The 20556-nt window shown below is 36.8% G+C and carries 18 protein-coding genes, 1 riboswitch and 1 other annotated feature; of the genes, 8 read left to right on the forward strand and 10 right to left on the reverse strand.

The window, feature by feature from the left end:
* Nucleotides 1-137: 137 nt before the first annotated feature.
* On the reverse strand, nt 138-767 hold the full coding sequence (locus ACQKM9_RS06730; protein ID WP_427733616.1) for a Bax inhibitor-1/YccA family protein: 630 nt from the start codon (nt 765-767) through the stop codon (nt 138-140).
* A gap of 245 nt (nt 768-1012) precedes the next feature.
* Here ACQKM9_RS06730 and ACQKM9_RS06735 point away from each other — a divergent pair, with 245 nt between their 5' ends.
* Nucleotides 1013-1909: a DMT family transporter gene (locus ACQKM9_RS06735; protein ID WP_427733617.1), complete on the forward strand. Its 897-nt coding sequence runs from the start codon at nt 1013-1015 to the stop codon at nt 1907-1909.
* A 66-nt stretch (nt 1910-1975) separates the two neighbouring features.
* Here the strand turns inward: ACQKM9_RS06735 and ACQKM9_RS06740 are convergent, their stop codons facing one another.
* Nucleotides 1976-2662 (reverse strand): ArsR/SmtB family transcription factor, encoded by a 687-nt coding sequence (locus tag ACQKM9_RS06740; RefSeq protein WP_427733618.1) that lies wholly within the window; start codon nt 2660-2662, stop codon nt 1976-1978.
* Between the two features lie 317 nt (nt 2663-2979).
* On the opposite strand from ACQKM9_RS06740, the gene ACQKM9_RS06745 reads away from it, so the two are divergent.
* Nucleotides 2980-3288 carry a hypothetical protein gene (locus tag ACQKM9_RS06745; protein WP_427733619.1) on the forward strand — a complete coding sequence of 103 codons (309 nt, stop codon included), beginning with the start codon at nt 2980-2982 and terminating at the stop codon, nt 3286-3288.
* A 185-nt stretch (nt 3289-3473) separates the two neighbouring features.
* Here ACQKM9_RS06745 and leuS read toward each other — a convergent pair whose 3' ends face one another.
* From leuS to ACQKM9_RS06765, 4 genes are all read right to left on the reverse strand, one after another.
* Nucleotides 3474-5888, reverse strand: coding sequence for a leucine--tRNA ligase (gene leuS / locus ACQKM9_RS06750; protein ID WP_427733620.1), 2415 nt, complete (start codon nt 5886-5888; stop codon nt 3474-3476).
* Between the two features lie 96 nt (nt 5889-5984).
* Nucleotides 5985-6200, reverse strand: a binding site (T-box leader).
* A 189-nt stretch (nt 6201-6389) separates the two neighbouring features.
* The gene (locus ACQKM9_RS06755; protein WP_427733621.1) at nt 6390-7046 is read right to left on the reverse strand and encodes a 3-oxoacid CoA-transferase subunit B; all 657 of its coding nucleotides are present in this window, start codon (nt 7044-7046) and stop codon (nt 6390-6392) included.
* A gap of 19 nt (nt 7047-7065) precedes the next feature.
* Nucleotides 7066-7755: a CoA transferase subunit A gene (locus ACQKM9_RS06760; RefSeq protein WP_427733622.1), complete on the reverse strand. Its 690-nt coding sequence runs from the start codon at nt 7753-7755 to the stop codon at nt 7066-7068.
* A 127-nt stretch (nt 7756-7882) separates the two neighbouring features.
* On the reverse strand, nt 7883-9061 hold the full coding sequence (locus ACQKM9_RS06765) for an MDR family MFS transporter (RefSeq protein WP_427733623.1): 1179 nt from the start codon (nt 9059-9061) through the stop codon (nt 7883-7885).
* A 165-nt stretch (nt 9062-9226) separates the two neighbouring features.
* Here ACQKM9_RS06765 and ACQKM9_RS06770 point away from each other — a divergent pair, with 165 nt between their 5' ends.
* From ACQKM9_RS06770 to ACQKM9_RS06785, 4 genes are all read left to right on the forward strand, one after another.
* Nucleotides 9227-10186: a TIGR01212 family radical SAM protein gene (locus ACQKM9_RS06770; protein WP_427733624.1), complete on the forward strand. Its 960-nt coding sequence runs from the start codon at nt 9227-9229 to the stop codon at nt 10184-10186.
* On the forward strand, nt 10183-10755 hold the full coding sequence (locus ACQKM9_RS06775) for a class I SAM-dependent methyltransferase (protein ID WP_427733625.1): 573 nt from the start codon (nt 10183-10185) through the stop codon (nt 10753-10755). The genes ACQKM9_RS06770 and ACQKM9_RS06775 overlap by 4 nt, the downstream gene beginning before the upstream one ends.
* A gap of 157 nt (nt 10756-10912) precedes the next feature.
* Nucleotides 10913-11980 carry a type III polyketide synthase gene (locus tag ACQKM9_RS06780; RefSeq protein ID WP_427733626.1) on the forward strand — a complete coding sequence of 356 codons (1068 nt, stop codon included), beginning with the start codon at nt 10913-10915 and terminating at the stop codon, nt 11978-11980.
* A gap of 58 nt (nt 11981-12038) precedes the next feature.
* Nucleotides 12039-12524, forward strand: a complete 486-nt coding sequence (locus ACQKM9_RS06785; RefSeq protein WP_427733627.1) for an isoprenylcysteine carboxyl methyltransferase family protein — start codon at nt 12039-12041, stop codon at nt 12522-12524.
* 46 nt (nt 12525-12570) lie between these two features.
* Here ACQKM9_RS06785 and ACQKM9_RS06790 read toward each other — a convergent pair whose 3' ends face one another.
* The 3 genes from ACQKM9_RS06790 to ACQKM9_RS06800 form a co-directional block, all read right to left on the reverse strand.
* Nucleotides 12571-13572 (reverse strand): LLM class flavin-dependent oxidoreductase, encoded by a 1002-nt coding sequence (locus tag ACQKM9_RS06790; RefSeq protein WP_427733628.1) that lies wholly within the window; start codon nt 13570-13572, stop codon nt 12571-12573.
* Nucleotides 13573-13815: 243 nt separating this feature from the next.
* Complete coding sequence (locus tag ACQKM9_RS06795; RefSeq protein ID WP_427733629.1) at nt 13816-15270, reverse strand: alanine/glycine:cation symporter family protein; 1455 nt, start codon at nt 15268-15270, stop codon at nt 13816-13818.
* Between the two features lie 209 nt (nt 15271-15479).
* Complete coding sequence (locus tag ACQKM9_RS06800; RefSeq protein WP_427733630.1) at nt 15480-16277, reverse strand: alpha/beta hydrolase; 798 nt, start codon at nt 16275-16277, stop codon at nt 15480-15482.
* Between the two features lie 123 nt (nt 16278-16400).
* Here ACQKM9_RS06800 and ACQKM9_RS06805 point away from each other — a divergent pair, with 123 nt between their 5' ends.
* The gene (locus ACQKM9_RS06805; RefSeq protein WP_427733631.1) at nt 16401-16913 is read left to right on the forward strand and encodes a gamma carbonic anhydrase family protein; all 513 of its coding nucleotides are present in this window, start codon (nt 16401-16403) and stop codon (nt 16911-16913) included.
* Between the two features lie 172 nt (nt 16914-17085).
* On the opposite strand, the gene metK is transcribed toward ACQKM9_RS06805, so the two are convergent.
* Nucleotides 17086-18282 (reverse strand): methionine adenosyltransferase, encoded by a 1197-nt coding sequence (gene metK / locus ACQKM9_RS06810; RefSeq protein WP_427733632.1) that lies wholly within the window; start codon nt 18280-18282, stop codon nt 17086-17088.
* Nucleotides 18283-18544: 262 nt separating this feature from the next.
* A riboswitch (SAM riboswitch) is annotated at nt 18545-18663 on the reverse strand.
* Between the two features lie 201 nt (nt 18664-18864).
* Between metK and pckA the strand changes: the two genes are divergently transcribed.
* A complete protein-coding gene (gene pckA, locus ACQKM9_RS06815; RefSeq protein ID WP_427733633.1) occupies nt 18865-20451 on the forward strand; it encodes a phosphoenolpyruvate carboxykinase (ATP) in 1587 nt (528 codons plus the stop codon).
* The last annotated feature ends 105 nt before the right edge of the window (nt 20452-20556 follow it).

The following is a 20556-nucleotide window of genomic DNA, read 5'->3' on the forward strand; positions in this document are numbered from 1 at the left end:
TGTTTTTCTCCTCGCTTTTTTATAAAAACACTTATAATTTAATAACTTACTGCTATAAACAGTTAATTCGTATTATTTTCTATAACAAAAAAGATAGAGCAAGCATTTCATCCATGCTTTCCCTATCTTTTTATCAGTTAATCTCTATCTAATATGTTTTTCAAATGGTAAATGAGTTTTAATAGTTCTGTGAATAGGTTGATAAAGTCTAAGTATAGATTTAATGCTACGAGTGGCACCTCTTCATCACTAATATGACTTCGAGCGATTTGATTCATATCGTACAACGTATAACCTACAAAAAGCAAAACACCAATTGCACTTGCAAAGACCATAACAATATCGCTAAAACCGACGAAAATCGTAATTATAGAAAAAACGATGACACCGATTAACACAATGAACAAAAATTTGCCCCAGTTACCTAAATTGCGTTTAGTATTATAGCCAATAATACCTGTTACGATAAAGATCGCTGCAGTTGTACCGAAGATAACCAGTACTATGCTTCCACCTAATGCACCGATGTAAAATTGGAGCAAGCTATATAATGTCACACCTGTTAAGAAAGCAAAAAGGATGGATATCGATTTGCTCGCTTTTCTTGCAGCACGACTAAACATAACGATTAATAGTAAGACAACTGTTGCGATACTAATAGGCATTACTAGTGATACGGGAACGAATACCCCAGCAAATAGCCCGATTGCTGTGACTATCCACAGCAATGTAAAAAACCGAAGAACTTTCGAAAATTGTGATTCCATTAAATTTATCTCTCCTATATTGTTAAGCTACTCTTAGTATAAATCTTTTTTGAAGAAAAGTTTAATAGTATGGATGTATCAAACTTTTCTCCTCTTTCAAACAATAATGAATTTCTTCCTTAGCAAAAAAATCTAAAACTATAATGAGTCCACTTATTTTGCATTCCATACTTCGATAACATTTGAAATATTCAGCATTTATACTAGCTATAGATTAGTCATTATAATATGTAAGGAGATTGAATATGAATAATTTCAAATTTATACCTTTAATACTTTTAACGACATTTTTAATGGGTTCTTCTTTTGCAGTAGTTAAAATTGGATTGCCTTATTCATCACCATTGTTATTAGCAGCATTACGTTTTACACTTGCGGGAATCATCATGGCTATTATTGTGATTGTTTTAAAAAGACCTCACCCAACCTCAAAGGAGAATTGGATAAAGTTATTGATAATTGGTAGTTTGCAAACAGCAGGTGTTATGGGTTGTATCTTTTTAAGTTTACGGACGATTACGGCTAGTGAGTCCTCAATTCTCACTTTCACTAACCCATTACTAGTCGTGGTATTTGGCACAATTTTTTCTCAAATACGCTATAAATATTATCAATGGATGGGCGTTCTTTTGGGTTTAGTTGGAGTAGGTATTACAATGGGGGCACAAATTGAATTTAAGATCGGCATTCTTTTCGGCATTCTATCTGCTGTTTTTTGGGCGATGGCCACATTATTAGCTAAAAAGTGGGGAGCATTTTTTGATAATTGGGTTTTATCCGCCTATCAGATGCTTTTTGGTGGATTACTATTATTACTTGGTAGTTTTACTCTTGAAAAATCATTTTTCATTTTGAATGGTAATTCCATACTCATTTTATTATGGCTAAGCATTATGTCATCCATTGTTCAATTTGCTGTCTGGTACTATCTTTTACAAAAAGGTGATCCAGGGAAAACGAGTGCCTTTTTATTTTTAGCACCTTTTTTTGGTGTACTGACTGGCTGGTTATTATTAGATGAACCGTTATACCCTTCTCTTTTAGTTGGTGGCTTATTTATAATTATTGGTATTTATTTGGTCAATAGTAATTTCAAGAAAAAAAACAATCTAGTTCAAAGTGCTGTAAAGGTAAATGAATAGCTTTCGTCAAATCTTAAAACCCTCGCCTTATCTATATAATTAGGCGAGGGTTTTTTCATTTCAACATTACATATTTATATTAAAATTTTGTTTGAAACCTACTTTTCCTTTGTCGGTAATTTTTACAGCACGTATAGATGGTACTCGAACTATCCATCCTAAATTAAAAAAGTGTGTCATAAGCCCATGTCCTAAAGCACCTGCAAGATGATGTTGACGCTCACTCCAGTCTAAGCATGCATGGGAAAATGAGCGGCGTTTTCTTTTAAGTATATTTAAATCAATACCGAATTCAGTAAAGAAGTGTTCTCCTTTAGGAGTAACTATAAATTCTCTCTCTTCTTTTTTTAGATAACCTGAATTCAACATCGATTCGGTTAAGTTTATGCCTAATTTACCAGCTAAATGGTCATAGCAAGTTCTAGCTTCCTGAAGTAATTTTACTTGGCTAGATTGTTTTAATGAACAAACTTCAGGAAGTGGCGAAATGGCAAGTAACGATTCCAAAATACGTGCGACTTCTCCACCCGCCAGTTGATAATAGCGATGGCGTCCCTGTTTCTCTACTTTCACCAAATTACCTTCTACTAATTTTGCAAGGTGAAAGCTAGCTGTTTGTGGTGTTACTGCAGCCATATACGCTAATTCACTGGCTGTATGAAAACGCCCATCCATTAAACTTGTAAGAATTGTTGCTCTTGAAGTTTCTCCAAGGAGAGACGCAACTTCAGCCACATTGGGGTTTATACTCATTTCTAACAACCTTTCTGCATTCCATACTTAGATTATAATCGAAGTACGAAACACTTACAATATCTACCAAATACGTTGTGACCTATTTAATCATCAACACCAATTTAGCCATTTTAATTTTCCAAATAACTTTGCTCAGTTCTAACGTTTCTTATTTAAAATCCTTAGCAGTGACAATGGAATAATCTTCAAAATTTATACTACTTATCTTTACACACTAATTTTCCCTGTCTTTAATTTTAAAATTAATTATCTTTGTAACTATTGTTGTTTTCAAACGTATATAGGGTATCATATCTAATCAGGAGGTCTTTTATATGTTTATAATCCCAACTATTATTGCTTTTTTATATGAACTATTATTAGCTATACCTATTTTAGGTGGCGCTATTATGATTGGTTCTGGATATTCAGCTTTAATGACTGCGCTTGTTATTCACTTAATCGTTCTTGTGCTGCGCTTTGTTACTGGTCACTCAAAAGTTGTACCAATTTTAGCGATTATCTTAACTTTACTGACGTGGATTCCTATTCTTGGATGGACCATTCATATTTTAATCGCAGGTGCTTATCTCATTGATTTTTTTATGGGTTTAGGCAAAAGTTCAATTCAGAAAGATTTTTAATTTAATCAATTAAAAAAACACAGTTTCAATTGTGCAAAATTGAAACTGTGTTTTTTTGTGCGAACTAAATATGAAGCCCCTGTATTGCTTGCGCTATTAAAAAAAGAAAAAACCATATCTTCTCTCCATGTTAAAGAGAAGATATGGTTAATCTGCTTAACAGCAGAAATATTAAATGATGAAGCTTAAATCGCTACAATATTCACAAGTTTCCCAGGAACAGCGATAATTTTTTTAATTTCTTTACCAGCAATTAGTTCTGCAATTTTTTCATCTGCTAATGCAATTTCTTGTAAGTCCTCGCGAGATGCGTCTTTTGCTACTAAAATTTTGGTTTTTACTTTACCATTTACTTGCACTACTACTTCGATTTCATTGTCAGTTAATTTCGACTCATCAAATGTTGGCCATACAGCGTATGTTAAAGTTTCTGCTTTTCCAAATTTCGCCCATAACTCTTCTGCAATGTGAGGAGCAATTGGCGCTAACATTTTTACGAATCCTTCAGCATAAGCTGTTGGCACAACATCTGCTTTGTAGCAATCATTGATGAATACCATCATTTGTGAAATAGCCGTGTTAAAACGGATATGCTCGTAGTTTTCAGTTACCTTTTTCACTGTTTGGTTATACACTTTTTCTAATGTAGTATCATCTGAAGCTTGGATTTTATCTGATAATGATCCGTCTTCATTGATAAATAGTCGCCATATACGATCTAAGAAGCGTCGTGCACCATCAAGGCCGTTTTCAGACCATGGAATAGATGCTTCAAGTGGTCCCATGAACATTTCGTAAAGTCGAAGTGTATCTGCACCGTGGCTCGCAATGATATCGTCAGGATTTACTACATTCCCTTTTGATTTAGACATTTTTTCATTACCTTCTCCTAAAATCATCCCTTGGTTGAATAATTTTTGGAAAGGCTCTTTAGTTGGTACAACACCTAGATCGTACAATACTTTATGCCAGAAACGAGCATATAGTAAATGCAGAACAGCGTGCTCTTGACCGCCAATGTAAATATCAACTGGTAACCAGCGTTTTAGTAATTCTGGATCCGCTAGCATTTCATCATTTGTTGGATCAATATAACGCAGGAAGTACCAACTTGAACCAGCCCATTGTGGCATAGTATTTGTTTCTCGACGACCTTTTCTACCTGTTACAGGGTCAACTACATTTACCCACTCTTCAATATTCGCAAGTGGTGATTCTCCAGTTCCACTTGGTCGGATATCATCTGTTTTAGGTAAAATAAGTGGTAGCTCTGATTCATCAAGCGTTGTTACTTCGCCATCTTCCCAATGGATAACTGGGATCGGCTCTCCCCAATAACGTTGACGGCTAAATAACCAGTCACGTAAACGATAAGAAATTTTCTTTTCTCCTACGCCTTTTTCTTCTAACCATTCAATCGCTTTAGCAATCGCTTCTTCTTTGCCTAAACCATCAAGGAATCCAGAGTTAACATGTTTACCTTCTCCAGCATATGCTTCTTTTTCGATATCTCCACCAGCTACAACTTCGACGATTGATAAATCGAATTGTTTTGCAAATTCGTAGTCACGTTCATCGTGAGCAGGAACAGCCATGATTGCACCTGTACCATATGTTGAAAGTACATAGTCAGCTATCCAAATCGGCATTTTTTCACCATTAATCGGATTGACTGCATAAGCGCCTGTGAAAACACCCGTTTTTTCTTTTGCAAGATCAGTACGTTCAAGATCAGATTTCATTTTCACTTCATCTAGGTATGCTTCAACTGATGCTTTTTGTGCATCTGCTGTAATTTCAGCTACTAGTTTATGTTCAGGAGCAAGTACTGCATAAGTAGCACCAAATAATGTGTCCGGACGTGTTGTGAATACACGGAACGATTGATTTGTTCCATCTACTGTGAATGCCACTTCTGCACCTTCCGAGCGACCAATCCAGTGACGTTGCATATCTTTAATATTTTCTGGCCAATCTACTTCTTCTAAATCGTCGACTAAACGGTCAGCATAAGCAGTAATTTTCAGCATCCATTGTTTCATAGGACGGCGTTCAACAGGGTGTCCACCACGTTCTGATTTACCGTCAATTACTTCTTCGTTAGCAAGTACTGTACCAAGTGCTGGGCACCAGTTAACAGCTACTTCATCAATATAAGCTAAGCCTTTTTTGTATAGTTGAACGAAAATCCATTGAGTCCATTTATAGTAACTAGGATCTGTTGTATTAATTTCGCGATCCCAGTCATACGAAAAGCCAAGTTCTTGAATTTGGCGTTTAAATGTCGCAATATTTTTTGCCGTAAATTCAGCAGGATCATTACCCGTATCTAAAGCGTATTGTTCAGCAGGTAGTCCGAATGCATCCCAACCGATAGGGTGAAGGACATTATAGCCTTGCATACGTTTGAATCGACTTAAAATATCTGTTGCTGTATATCCTTCAGGGTGTCCAACATGTAGACCCGATCCTGATGGATAAGGGAACATATCTAGTGCATAAAATTTTGGCTTTGATTCGTCATTGACAGTTTTAAATGTATTATGTTCTGCCCAATACGATTGCCATTTCTTTTCGATCTCTTGATGATTGAAATTCAATGATTTCTCCTCCTTAAAATAATAAAACAAGTTTCGCCATTCATATTGTCATAATATTCCTATATTTTAGACAAAATAAAAACTCCCGTCCCTAGAAAAAGGGACGAGAGCTTAAAAAGGTTCCCGCGGTACCACCCAAATTAGTGTATTACACTCAACTTGACTCCTTAACGCGGAAAACGGCTTTGGTTACACTTGTATTCACCATTGCAGACTCCAAGGCGAGTTCAATTTATCCATTTACTAGCTCACACCACCCGCTAGCTCTCTTGAAAATCAAATAAATTTACTATTCCTTATCATAGTCTTATTATATTGAATCTAATTCTAATCGAATTGAGCAAAAATAACAAGCTATTTAAAAAATATTGGAAATAAAAGGGTTAAGATACTTGAAATGAAGTGTTCTTTATAATATGTAAAGGGATCGATTTCTACCCTATTTAATGTGAGGAAAAGGTTATCAATAATACACGTTCTATTTTTTATATAGAATATACCTTATCTAACAACTATATTTTCCTGCACATTTTCTATATTTAAATCGGCCCCAGTAGCTGCAACAACTTCTTCTACTGTATACCCTTCAAATACTTCTCTTAATACCAGTCCTGCAGGTGTTACATCAATGACAGCGCGATCAGTAATGATTTTGTCGACCACAGATTTCCCTGTTAACGGTAGCTCACAAGTCTTTTTAATTTTAGCAGAGCCGTCCTTGGCTACATGCTCCATTATTACGATAATTTTCTTTGCACCATGTACTAAGTCCATTGCTCCGCCCATACCTTTAATCATTTTCCCAGGAATCATCCAATTGGCTAAGTCACCTGTTTCAGATACTTCCATTCCACCTAAAATGGCTACATCGATATGGCCTCCGCGGATCATCGCAAATGATTCAGCATTGCTAAAAAAAGCAGAGCCAGGAATAGTTGTTACTGTTTCTTTCCCTGCATTAATCAAATCAGGATCTACCTCATCCTCGGTCGGATATGGTCCTATTCCTAATAATCCATTTTCTGATTGTAAAATTACTTCTTTATTTGAAGCTATATAATTAGCCACTAATGTTGGCATACCAATTCCTAAATTGACATAATTCCCGTCAGCAATTTCCTTTTCCGCACGACGAGCTATTATTTCCCTTACATTCATATCCCAAAGTCCCCTTTCTTTAAGAACGAATCATTAAGCGTTCAATTCTTTTTTCTTGTTTCGCCTGAACTAAGCCTTGTACGTAAATACTCGGTGTCTGAACTTGGTTAGGGTCAATGTCCCCTGGCTCCACTAGTTCCTCTATTTCAGCAATCGTAAATCGTCCAGCTGCAGCCATGATTGGATTAAAGTTTTGTGCTGTTTTGTTATAAATTAAATTACCAAAACGATCTGCCTTAGCTGCTCTTATTAATGAAAAATCTGCACGTAAGGCTTCCTCTAAGACATATTCCTTACCATCGAATATGCGTGTTTCCTTCCCTACTGCAATAGGAGTCCCCACTCCCGCAGGTGTATAAAATGCTGGAATCCCTGCTCCACCTGCACGAATTTTCTCGGCTAGTGTACCTTGTGGTGTCAGTTCTACCTCAATTTCACCAGATAGTACTTGACGCTCGAATTCCTTATTTTCTCCTACATAAGAGCCGATCATTTTCTTTATTTGTTTTTTATGTAGCAGTAATCCAAGTCCCCAATCATCAATGCCACAATTGTTAGAAATGATGGTTAAGTCTTTCACTTCTTTTTCGACTAAAGCTAGAATGAGTTGCTCTGGAATACCAACTAAGCCAAATCCACCCACCATTAATGTCATACCATCTTGAATATCAGCAATCGCTTCGCTTGCAGTAGTATAAATAGGCTTCATCTTCACTACCCCTTTCTTTACTTGAAATTTCTCCCTCTTTCATTTTCTCAAACAAGTAACAAATATTCAAATTCTAGCAAAAATATAAATTTATGTAGTATTTTATGCAAATAAAAAACTGAGAATCTCAAAGACTCTCAGTTTTTTTCTCTTTTAGTGGTCGATCATACATGACGTAAGGTACTATAGCAATCGCAAGGAAAATTGTTAAAACAATAAACATAATATGCATCCCTAATTGATCGGCCAACACACCACCTATAAAGGGTCCAACCATTCTTCCTATCATCGCAGCACTATTTACAACCCCTTGATAAAATCCATCTCGTCCTTTGGGCGCTAAAGTGCTAGCAATTGTAGGAATTGCTGGCCATACGAACATTTCACCAAAAGTCAAAATGATAATTGCGACCATGAACATTTGAAATGATTCTGCAAAGCTCACTACAATAAAGGATACGATATAGATGGAAATCCCTAAAACTAGTTGCGCTTTCATAAGATGTTCCAATTTTTTTACAATCGGATTAATCAGTGGTTGCCCGATTACAATCAATAAGCCATTTACAGTCCAAAGCAAACTATATTGCTTCAATGAAATACCTAAATCTTGTGTATAAGATGAAATTGTAGTCGTCCATTGTGAATAGGCAATCCAACTGAATAGGAAACCTGATGATATTATTAAAAGTGCGATAAAAGAAGATTTATCTTTCACACGCTTACTTTCACTCACAACAGATGTAGGCCCCACTGATTGTTCACCCATGGACCTGAAACCAAAAAAGGCAATGAAAAAGAACACTATATACATTAGCAAATTCGCACTAAATAAATAGTCAAAGCTATACGACGCTACAACTCCTGCAAGAGCTGGACCAATCGCTACACCTAAGTTTTGAGCTAGGTAAATGGCATTAAATCCACGTCGCCCTCCTTCAGGCCAAGCAGTACCTACCATTGCGAACATACTTGGGAATACTACCCCACCACTAAAACCGATTAGCGTTAAAAACCACACGTAATGAGGCCATCCATGCCAAACTGTTAAACCGATTAGACCTAAAATCGTCACGACAATTCCGAACATGATTGCCTTATAGCCGCCATAACGGTCAAATAAATAACCACCTAGTAAGTTACCAACAACACCTGCTGCAGCATTTGCCATTAACACAAGCCCCGCAACAGAAAGAGATTGCCCTAGATGATCATGCATATAAATTGTATTTAAAGGCCATAAAAATGAACTGCCTGTAACATTTACAAGCATACCAATTATTAAAAGCCAAACACTTTTTGGCATCCCCTTACCCCCATTGTTTCGTATAACTAAATAATCTTATTTCATTTCCACTATTTCAACAACCCCATTAAGCTTTTTTCTATTAATTTTTTTCACTTGAAACAAAATGATTCGATGAATTGGCCATTCCCATGTTAAAATAGTTCGTTAGAGGAGTGAAAACGCATGACTGAAAATTTATTTCCGTTCCCTTCTGATGGGAAACGTTATTATACATGGAATCGATATTTACGTGATGAGTTTGGTCACAAAGTATACAAGGTAGCTTTGGATGCAGGTTTTGACTGTCCAAACCGTGACGGCACTGTAGCATTTGGTGGTTGTACATTTTGTAGTGCAGCCGGCTCAGGTGACTTTGCTGGTGATCGCGTAGATCCAATTCCAGTTCAATTCAAAAAAATTAAAAATAAAATGGAGCAAAAATGGAAAAACGGCAAAACGATGGCCTATTTCCAAGCGTATACAAATACACATGCCCCATTACCAATCTTAAAAGAGAAATTCGAGGCAGCTTTAGCTCAAGAAGGTGTTATGGGGATTAGTATTGCTACCCGACCTGATTGCTTGCCTGACGACGTTGTTGAATATTTAGCTGAACTTAACGAAAGAACTTATTTATGGGTAGAACTAGGTTTACAAACAGTCCATGAGAAAACAGCCACAATGATTAATCGTGCACATGATTTCGCGACTTATGTTGAAGGCGTCGAAAAATTACGCAAACACAATATACGAGTATGTAGTCATATCATTAACGGGTTACCTCTTGAAACAAATGAAATGATGATGGAGACTGCACGAGCTGTCGCTAAACTTGACGTACAAGGGATCAAGATTCATCTACTTCATTTATTAAAAGGTACACCGATGGTTAAACAATATGAAAAAGGCATGCTTGAATTTCTGGATAAGGATGCATATATTAAGCTAGTAGCTGACCAACTGGAAATCATTCCTCCTGACATGATTGTACATCGAATTACAGGTGATGGACCTATCGACTTAATGATTGGACCAATGTGGAGTGTTAATAAGTGGGAAGTGTTAAATGGTATTGATACTGAACTTGAAAGACGAGGTAGCTGGCAAGGAAAGCTTTATAATGCGGAAGTGACATCTAAATGAAGCTTCAGCGCGTATTACAATACACAAAGGCTTTACTAGCAGATATAGTAGTAGCTGGTGATTCTGTGGTTGATGCGACAGCTGGAAATGGACATGATACCGCTTTTCTAGCAGAGCTTGTAGGCGCTACAGGGCGTGTCTATGCTTTTGATGTTCAGCAGCAAGCAGTTGACGCGACAAAGTTACGCCTTAAGGAAAAACAATTAGACAAACAAGCTACTGTTATTTTAGATGGTCATCAAAACGTTAAACACTATGTATCAGAGCCTATTAAAGCAGCTATTTTCAATCTCGGTTATTTACCTGGCAGCGAACACTCTATTGTTACAAAGCCTGGCACAACAATCGAAGCAACCTCTGACTTATTAGACCTATTACATGTGGGCGGTATGATGATTCTCGTTGTTTACTATGGTCATGAAGGCGGCAAAGATGAACGCGATAAATTATTAGCTTATGTTAGTGACTTACCACAAAAATACGTTCATGTTTTACGTTATGAATTTATCAACCAAAAAAATGACCCTCCATTTATCATTGCTCTAGAGAAAATGAAGGACTTACCATAAACGAATTACTACCATACAAGACTTCTATTACCGTTCATACAGGTGATGGAAGTCTTTTTTTATACCTTCCACCTTATTCATCTACAAAAAATACTTGAATAAAAGCCATTGCACATAGTGATACTGATAATATTCTATTTTCATAAGGAGAATCAGTATGCCAAAAATCCATGCAGTTAGTACATATAATCCACCTTTTACATTAGTACAATCTCAGGCTGAGCATTTTGTTCGCACTCTTTTTTCGAAAAAAATAACTCAACTAGAGCGTTACTTGCGTGTTTTTGAAAATGGTGAGATTCTTAATCGCCATCTTACTATGCCAATTGATTGGTATAAACAAGATCACGATTTCGCCGAACGTAACCGACTTTATATTGAACACGCTGTCTCTTTTGGCGTTACCGCTATTGAGAGCTGTTTAGAAAAAGCTGGCGGTGTCAGTACGAAGGATATTGATGCCATTGTATTCATCTCAAGTACTGGCATTTCAACACCAAGTATTGATGCTCGAATTATGAACAAACTTCCTTTTTCTGAACATGTTGTACGGATTCCTATTTGGGGACTAGGTTGTGGCGGTGGTGCCGCAGGAATTAGTCGGGCTAATGACTACTGTATTGCCCACCCTGCTTCAAAAGTTTTAGTACTATGTGTTGAGCTTTGTAGCCTCACTTTCCAAGCGAATGATATAACTAAAAGTAACCTTATAGGCACATCGCTTTTTGGAGATGGTGTTGCTTGTGCGCTCATTTGTGGGGATGCTGTCATGGCATCTTCTCGCCAGCCATTACCTGCAATTAAAGCTACTGCTTCCAAATGGCTTCCAAACTCAGAGGATGTCATGGGATGGGCTGTTGAAAATACAGGCTTTCATGTCATATTCGCCAAAAGTATCCCTAGTGTTATCGAAAATTGGCTAGCCCCTTTTGTAGAAGAATTTTTACAAGCTAACAAAACAGGGCTTTCAAACCTCAATCATTTTGTAGCACATCCGGGTGGAAAAAAAGTATTAGCTGCTTATGAAACGGCTCTTCGAATAGATTCAAAATTACTTACACCAAGTAAAACCATACTACAAGATCATGGCAATATGTCTTCTCCTACTGTTTTATATGTATTAGCAAAGACGATGACAGAGTATGCTAATAAAGGAGATATTGGCTTAATGGCCGCTTTAGGACCTGGTTTTAGTGGAGAACTATTACTCTTAGAATGGAAGTGATGACTTGCTATTTTCTATCGTCTTCATACTAATTTGTTTACAACGCTTAGGAGAATTAATGGTTGCAAGGTCAAATGAGCGCTACCAAAAAAAACAGGGGGCTATTGAAGCTGGACAGGGGCACTATCCACTCGTCGTGATATTGCATACTCTCTTTTTATTTAGCTTACTTGTTGAATATTTATGGTTCAAACCTCCACTGAGCCCACTATGGCCTTATCTGTTAATTGCCTTCATCACGCTACAATTTGCACGTGTTTGGGCGATTCAATCACTTGGTCGTTTTTGGAATACGAAAATCATTATTTTGCCCGGAGCCAAACTAGTAAAGCGAGGGCCATATAAATGGATGCCACATCCAAATTACGCCATTGTCGCTCTCGAAATTGCTATTATACCTCTTATTTTCCAAGCATATTTCACTGCTATTATTTTTACGTTGCTTAATTTTGGGATGATGCTTATACGTATTCCGATAGAAGAAGAAGCACTTTCACAATATAGCAATCATCCTTCTAATGAACCTGATAAAATTTCCAGTTAAAATAAATAACCTCTACTTAGCTAAATTTGCTAAGTAGAGGTTATTTTTAAATTATTTCCTTTGCAATTAGTTCAAAGGATTTTAATTTGTCTTCAAAATTATAAGCAATCGTTACAAGCATCACTTCTTCTGCTTGGTATACTTCAGCTAAGTTTTCAATTTGCTCTTTTACTTGTTGAGGGTTTCCTACAACTAATCTTTTACGGAATTCCTCAATACTTTGCAAATCATAGATTGTATATGGATAATTCATAGCTGTTTCAATAGATGGTGTTCCATCTGATGGCTTACCTTGTACTAAACGGAGCATAGCCAGTTCCTTTGAAGATGCAATTTTCTTAGCATCTTCTTCAGTCTCTGCACATACAACAAAGACGGCAACTGCTTGCTTTGGCTGTTGCAAATATTGAGATGGTTTAAAGCGGTCTCTATATGCCTTGGCATAAGAAGGGCCCCCATCACCATTAATAAATTGAGCGAACATATAAGGCAAGCCTTTTTCCGCTGCTAAATATGCTGAATTAGCACTTGAACCAAGCATCCAAACAGGTGGAGCGCTATTGGTCACTGGCGTTGCTTTTAAGCCTTGGAATTGATGACCTTCTGGTACTGCATCATGCAAATACATAAGTAAATCATCAATCTGGTTAGTGAACTGATTGACATCACGAAAGTTTCCATCATGTAAAGCATGGGTTGCACGTGGCATTCCACCTGGTGCTCTTCCCATCCCTGCATCTATACGCCCTGGGTATAGGGCTTCCAATAACTTAAAATTCTCTGCAACTTTATATGCTGAGTAATGTGGTAGCATTACACCACCTGATCCAATGCGAATACTCCTAGTTGCTGATGCTAAATGAGATATTAGTATTTCAGGCGATGAACCCGCTAAAGTTGTTGTATCATGATGTTCTGAAACCCAGAATCTTGAATATCCCCATTCTTCTGCCCTCTGTGCTAAAATAGTTGTTTGTCGCAATGCCTCGACAGCATTGGAACCTTCAGAGATGGATGACTGGTCTAATATACTTAATCGAATGTCCAAAAAATCGCCTCCTAGCTAAAGAGTACCGAAACTTATAAATTTACACCAATAAAAAGTATTAAGGGTATTTGAGTTACACTTAGTACTTAAACTTTTTTGTTTTAATTGTATGTAAACTAAAAAAGCGCCCCTTATGTCATTGTCAGACTAAGAGACGCTCTATTTTATTGTAAAACTTTACTATTTTAATATGAATACAAAATTTCATTATCGTACAAATCGATTCAAATATCAGTTAAATACTTATTTTCTTTCTTTATTTCTTTGTTCCCAGAATTCAGCATTTTTGATTCCTAATTTGACTGGATCAAATTGTGGATCAATACCTTGCTTTTTCTGCATTTCATAATCTTTTAATGCAATAAGCGTTGGTTTCACCAAGAATAATAGCGCTATGATGTTTACCCAAACCATTAGTCCCAGACCAATGTCACCTAAAATCCAAGCTAAATCCGATGTTCGAACGGCACCATAGAAAGTCGTAGCAATAATAATAATTTGCACGACACGTATGCCGACTTTCTGCCGCTTCCCTTCAAACATATAAGCAATATTCGTTTCAGCAATGTAATAATAAGCCATTGTCGTTGTAAAAGCAAAAAAGAATAATGCAATAGCAACAAAACCCGATCCTATCCCAGCACTCGGGAATGCACTATCGACAGCAGCTTGAGTATAGGCTGTCCCTGCGATAATACCTGGTGCGTTTTCAACTAAATATTCACCTTTACCATCATCTAATTGGACATTATACATACCTGAGAATAGAATCATAAATGCTGTTGCCGTACAAACTAAAAATACAGCTAAGTATACAGAAGCCGTTTGTACTAGACCTTGTTTTACCGGGTGAGATACCTCAGCAGCAGCAGCTGGGTGTGGCCCCGTACCTTGTCCAGCTTCACTTGCATAAACACCACGTTTTACTCCCCACGCTATTGCTGCACCGATCATCCCACCAAAAGTAGAATCTAGACCGAACGCACTTCGAATAATTAAAGAAAATACTTCAGGTACCTTTTCAATATTAATTACAATAATAATAGCTGCGACAAGAAGATATCCTAACGCCATAAACGGTACGATAAAAGAAGCTACTGAAGCTATACGTTTTACGCCACCTAAAATAATTGCACCTAAAATAACACAAACTACTAAACCTGAAATCCAATGCTCTATGCCAAATGCAGTATACATCGAGTCAGCAATAGCATTTGATTGTACGGTTGGTTGTAAAAATGCCATTGCCACAACTGCTGCTACAGCAAAAATCATCCCTAACCAACGTTTCCCTGTACTTTTCTCGATATAAAATGCAGGACCACCTCGATAAACACCGTTTCTTTTCTCTTTATATATTTGTGCTAACGTTGATTCTACATAAGCGGTTGCAGATCCTATGAAGGCAATTACCCACATCCAGAAAATTGCACCCGGCCCTCCAAATGCAATTGCAGTAGCAGTACCTGCAATATTACCCGTCCCAACACGACCAGATAACGCCATAGATAATGCTTGGAAAGAGGATACACCTGCTTCAGATTCTTTACCACTGAAGATTTGTTTAAACATGTCTTTCAATAAACGGACTTGCACACCTTTTGTTAATATAGTAAATAATAATCCGACTAGTAAAATACCGTAGATCATCCACGGTCCCCATAAAATTTCATATACACTGGTAATAATGGCTTCCATCTATTGTCCCCCATTGATCATAATAAATTATTCCAATAATAATATATTTTGCCAGTTTCAAATAAAGGAAAAATTCATTCTATTGAAATAGCAATTGTTATGTATTATATATCAAAACCATAAAATTTGAAATATCCCTCATGTGTTATATGACAATTGAAATCGGTTACAAATAAAAAAGACGGAATTTTGTAAAATTCCGTCAAATCTTAAATAATATATCCAACTGATTTTAATGTATTAAAGATAAAACTTTCCATATATGCATAAATATCTTCGCGTTCAGGTTCTTGGAACAAATCATGATAACAGGATTTCCATTCCTTATATTGATACTCTGATAAACTTTGTTGTCCTAGCCACTTTTTACTATACGCTACATCCGCTATTTTATCGTTGCCACCAGTCATTAATAAAATCGGGATATTTGGAAATACCGTTTGTTGTGATATACCTTTCATAAAACTATGAAGTTCACGATACCAATTGACAGTAATGACATCATTATAGTAAATATCATCTTTTTCCTCTTTATAAAATTCATAGCTTCTCGTTAAGTGTTTTATGTTGATTTCATGATTGATTTTCAGATTTCCAGTCAGTTTACTTAGACCTGTTAAAGCATTTGATAATTTTGATGGTTGGTGTTTTAAATGCATCCAAGGTGACGTTAATATCACACCTGTACATTCGTACTTGAATTTTTCAACAACATGGATTCCTAAAATAGCTCCTAAACCATGTCCCACTACAAATACAGGCAAGTTATATGTTAAAGCTGCTTGCATTAGTTGTTTAACGAATGTTTCGTAACTTTTAAATGCTTCACTATGCACACGTTTATGTCTACTTTCCTCGCCATGTCCAGGTAAATCTCCTGAAATAACATGAATACCAGACGTTCTTAAATTTTCGATTAGCCATGCATAGCGACGATGATGTTCGTATGCACTATGTATAATTACAGCGACAGCTCTTGCTTGGCCATCCGTTTCCCATTTCCACATTACTCTCTCACCTCATAAATTCCTCTTTATATATTTTAACGTATTATGACTATTTCAGTTCCATTCATTGCTTCCTTTTGTTACGATAATAATACATAATAACTTGAAATGAGGCGTTTTTCGATGATTTATCCATTTAGAGACAAAAAACCATCTATTGACCCATCCGTTTTTATCGGTGATAACGTAATTATCACTGGCGATGTTACTATCGGACCTGATTCTTCTATTTTTTACAATACAGTTATTCGAGGAGATGTTTCGCCTACGATCATTGGACGTAAAGTGAATATCCAAGATTTATGTTGTTTACATCAAAGTCCTGCTTATCCACTTATTTTAGAAGACGATGTGACAATTGGACATCAAGTAACATTACATAGCTGTACTGTAAAAAAGGGCGCTCTAGTCGGGATGGCTTCAATTATTCTAGATGGTGCTGAAATTGGTGAAGGTGCATTTATAGGTGCCGGCAGTCTCGTTTCACAAGGCAAGAAAATTCCTCCAAACACATTAGCATTTGGACGCCCTGCAAAAGTTATTAGAGAGTTAACAGAGGAAGATAAAAAAGATATGGATCGTATTGTCAACGAGTATTACGAAAAAGGACAATATTATAAATCACTTCAAAAATAATTCGATCAAGATGCCTGAGTATCGTTTTTCAAACGATTACTCAGGTTTTTTTAATCTCTAACTATGAGTTTCTTCTATAATAAAACAAAAAATATCCCGAACTACAATGATTACTTAAATAATCAACATGTAACTCGGGATATTTTATGTTATTGCGATTTTCTAGGTTGAATTAAAGTCCCGCTTTTTCTTTTAAAACGGCAGCTTTATCAGTAGCTTCCCAAGGAACATTCAAATCTGTACGGCCGAAGTGACCATAAGCAGCTGTTTGTTTATAGATTGGACGACGTAGATCAAGCATTTTAATAATACCAGCTGGGCGTAAATCAAATAATTCACGAACCCATTCAACTAAATCTGCTTCGTTTACTTTACCAGTACCGAAAGTATCAATTGCAATTGAAACTGGTTGTGCAACACCAATTGCATAAGCCAGTTGTACTTCACAACGCTCAGCAAGTTCAGCTGCTACGATATTTTTTGCAACATATCGCGCTGCATAAGCTGCAGAACGGTCAACCTTAGTCGCATCCTTACCAGAGAAAGCACCGCCACCATGACGAGCATATCCACCATAAGTATCTACGATAATTTTGCGTCCCGTTAAGCCTGCATCACCTTTTGGTCCACCAATTACAAAACGACCAGTTGGGTTGATGAAGTATTTTGTTTTTTCATCTAGTAATTCAGTAGGTACAACTGGAGCAATTACACGTGCTTGTAAATCCTCTTTAATTTGCTCTAATGTTACTTCTGGATCATGTTGAGTTGAAATAACAATTGTATCCACACGAACTGGACGATTATTTTCATCATATTCGATTGTTACTTGTGTTTTACCATCTGGACGTAAATAATCTAACTCTTTTGTTTTACGAACTTCAGTTAAACGTCGTGCTAATTTATGTGCCAAGCTAATAGGTAAAGGCATTAACTCAGGTGTCTCGTTACATGCGTATCCGAACATTAAACCTTGGTCACCTGCACCAATTGCTTCAATATCTTCATCTGTCATTGAACCTTCACGTGCTTCAAGTGCTTGGTCAACGCCCAATGCGATATCAGCTGATTGCTCACCGATTGCCGTTAAAACAGCTACGTTTTCGCCATCAAAGCCATATTTACCACGTGTATAGCCGATTTCCTTTACCGTTTCACGAACGATTTTAGGAATATCAACATAAGTTGATGTTGTAATTTCTCCAGCTACTAATACAAGACCAGTTGTTACTGTAGTTTCACATGCTACACGTGCATTCGGGTCTTTTGAAACGATTTCATCTAAAATGGCATCCGAAATTTGATCACAAATTTTATCTGGATGTCCTTCTGTTACACTCTCTGATGTAAACAGTCGACGGTTTGTCATTTGGTTTCCTCCTATTATCTGCGAGATTGCCTCGGAAATGATACGGTACTCATTACCCATGTTAGTTCTTTCCAGTAGGATTGAACGCCAAGCCGTTGCTGCTTTTAACACGAGGATTCTAGAAAGTGCCACTATATATAAATAGAACCGCATAAATTACATATACTAATCAAAAATTTAGGAATTGGTCTATTTTAAATAAAAAAACCCTTCCCCCATTATTACTAATGAGTGGAAGGGAATAATTCATAAGCACCTTTCACTCTTATCGTTCAAGGATTAAATCCTTGCATCAGATTAAGCACCAGCGCATCACATAAAATCACAATGCAGGTTGCCGGGTTTCATAGGGCCTGACCCTCCACCAGCTCGGGATAAGAGTATCCGTTCAATTTCCCATATTAGAACATTATAACTTAGTTGTCAACCTCTTTTTCATTTCTAAAAAAAAGTACAACTTTCATAAAAATTATATGGTAATTAGTATAGATTAATTAACTAAATGTGTTATACTAATTTCCGAAATGAATTATAAATCCCCTCTAATAGAGGAATAATATAAAAAGGATGGTACGTAAAACGATGAATTCAGTAGAAATTACGAATGAACTGAAGGAATTATTGAAAGGTGAAAATATTCTTGAACAACTTTCAGTACCACAATTAACAGAAAAAGCTACTTCACGCGGTGAGGCAATCCTAACTGTTGATGGTGCAGTAAGAGCAGTCACAGGAAAATATACAGGTCGTTCTCCTAAAGATAAATATATGGTTGAAGAAGACAGTTCGAAAGACAAAATTGATTGGGGTAAAGTAAACAAACCAATTTCTTCGGATATCTTCGACTCATTATACACTAAAGTAGTAAACTACTTAAAAGAAAAAGAAGAATTATTTGTATTTAAAGGTTTTGCAGGTGCAGACCCATCATCTCGTTTAGCTATTCGTGTAGTAAATGAATACGCTTGGCATAACCTATTTGCACATCAATTATTCATTCGTCCTACTGAAGAGGAATTAGAAACTCATGAAGCTGACTTCACAATCGTTTCTGCTCCAACTTTCAAAGCGGACCCAGCAGTAGACGGTACTGATTCAGAAACTTTCATTATCGTTTCCCTTGAAAAACGTATCATCCTTATTGGCGGAACTGAATACGCTGGAGAAATGAAAAAATCGATTTTCAGTATCATGAATTACTTATTACCACAACAAGGTATTCTTCCAATGCACTGTTCAGCAAACGTTGGTGAAGCAGGCGATGTAGCATTATTCTTCGGTTTATCTGGAACTGGTAAAACAACTTTATCTGCAGATGCAGATCGTAAACTAATTGGTGATGATGAACATGGTTGGTCTGACAACGGTGTCTTCAATATCGAAGGTGGTTGCTACGCTAAGACTATCAACCTGTCTAAAGAGAAGGAACCGGAAATCTACAATGCTATCAGTTTTGGTACGGTATTAGAAAACGTAGTAGTAGATGAAGAAACACGCATTCCTAACTACGATGATGTTTCGCTAACAGAAAATACTCGTGTTGCTTACCCAATCCAAAATATCGAAAACATTGTTGATCCATCTGTTGCAGGCCATCCTAAAACAATCATCTTCTTAACTGCAGATGCATTTGGCGTATTGCCTCCAATCAGTAAATTATCAAAAGAGCAAGCAATGTATCACTTCTTAAGTGGTTTCACATCTAAACTAGCAGGTACTGAACGTGGTGTTACTTCACCTGAACCAGTATTCTCAACATGCTTCGGTTCTCCATTCCTACCACTTCCAGCAACAGTTTACGCTGAGATGTTAGGTAACCAAATCGACGAACACGAAGTAAACGTTTTCTTAGTAAACACTGGTTGGACTGGCGGCGAGTACGGTGTTGGTAACCGTATGAAACTTTCTTACACTCGTACAATGATTCGCGCTGCAATCGACGGTAAACTAAATAACGTCTTTACTGAAAAAGATGCAATCTTCGGTTTAGAAATGCCTGTAGCTATTGAAGGTGTTCCAACTGAAGTATTAAATCCACGTAACGCTTGGGAAGATAAAGAAGCTTATGATCAAAAAGCTTACGCACTTGCTGGCATGTTCCGCGAAAACTTTAAAAAATTCGGTGTTGTTTCAGAAGATATCGTGAACAACGGCGGTCCTATCGCTTAATTCAATCGAGCAAATTAGAAAAGACCACTCTCTGAGTGGTCTTTTTATTTTAAATATATATAAATTGATAAAACCGTTGATTGTTTTCCTTTACACTTTTTGCGG

Source organism: Viridibacillus sp. NPDC093762 (genome assembly GCF_050279675.1).
GTDB lineage: Bacteria > Bacillota > Bacilli > Bacillales_A > Planococcaceae > Viridibacillus.

What these genes read in the sequence shown, in the direction of transcription:
- ACQKM9_RS06730 (WP_427733616.1), bottom strand. Translation starts at nt 767, where the DNA reads ATGGAATCACAATTTTCGAAAGTTCTTCGGTTTTTTACATTGCTGTGG.
- ACQKM9_RS06735 (WP_427733617.1), top strand. Translation starts at nt 1,013, where the DNA reads ATGAATAATTTCAAATTTATACCTTTAATACTTTTAACGACATTTTTA.
- ACQKM9_RS06740 (WP_427733618.1), bottom strand. Translation starts at nt 2,662, where the DNA reads ATGAGTATAAACCCCAATGTGGCTGAAGTTGCGTCTCTCCTTGGAGAA.
- ACQKM9_RS06745 (WP_427733619.1), top strand. Translation starts at nt 2,980, where the DNA reads ATGTTTATAATCCCAACTATTATTGCTTTTTTATATGAACTATTATTA.
- ACQKM9_RS06755 (WP_427733621.1), bottom strand. Translation starts at nt 7,046, where the DNA reads ATGAATGTAAGGGAAATAATAGCTCGTCGTGCGGAAAAGGAAATTGCT.
- ACQKM9_RS06760 (WP_427733622.1), bottom strand. Translation starts at nt 7,755, where the DNA reads ATGAAGCCTATTTATACTACTGCAAGCGAAGCGATTGCTGATATTCAA.
- ACQKM9_RS06765 (WP_427733623.1), bottom strand. Translation starts at nt 9,061, where the DNA reads ATGCCAAAAAGTGTTTGGCTTTTAATAATTGGTATGCTTGTAAATGTT.
- ACQKM9_RS06770 (WP_427733624.1), top strand. Translation starts at nt 9,227, where the DNA reads ATGACTGAAAATTTATTTCCGTTCCCTTCTGATGGGAAACGTTATTAT.
- ACQKM9_RS06775 (WP_427733625.1), top strand. Translation starts at nt 10,183, where the DNA reads ATGAAGCTTCAGCGCGTATTACAATACACAAAGGCTTTACTAGCAGAT.
- ACQKM9_RS06780 (WP_427733626.1), top strand. Translation starts at nt 10,913, where the DNA reads ATGCCAAAAATCCATGCAGTTAGTACATATAATCCACCTTTTACATTA.
- ACQKM9_RS06785 (WP_427733627.1), top strand. Translation starts at nt 12,039, where the DNA reads ATGGTTGCAAGGTCAAATGAGCGCTACCAAAAAAAACAGGGGGCTATT.
- ACQKM9_RS06795 (WP_427733629.1), bottom strand. Translation starts at nt 15,270, where the DNA reads ATGGAAGCCATTATTACCAGTGTATATGAAATTTTATGGGGACCGTGG.
- ACQKM9_RS06800 (WP_427733630.1), bottom strand. Translation starts at nt 16,277, where the DNA reads ATGTGGAAATGGGAAACGGATGGCCAAGCAAGAGCTGTCGCTGTAATT.
- ACQKM9_RS06805 (WP_427733631.1), top strand. Translation starts at nt 16,401, where the DNA reads ATGATTTATCCATTTAGAGACAAAAAACCATCTATTGACCCATCCGTT.
- metK (WP_427733632.1), bottom strand. Translation starts at nt 18,282, where the DNA reads ATGACAAACCGTCGACTGTTTACATCAGAGAGTGTAACAGAAGGACAT.
- pckA (WP_427733633.1), top strand. Translation starts at nt 18,865, where the DNA reads ATGAATTCAGTAGAAATTACGAATGAACTGAAGGAATTATTGAAAGGT.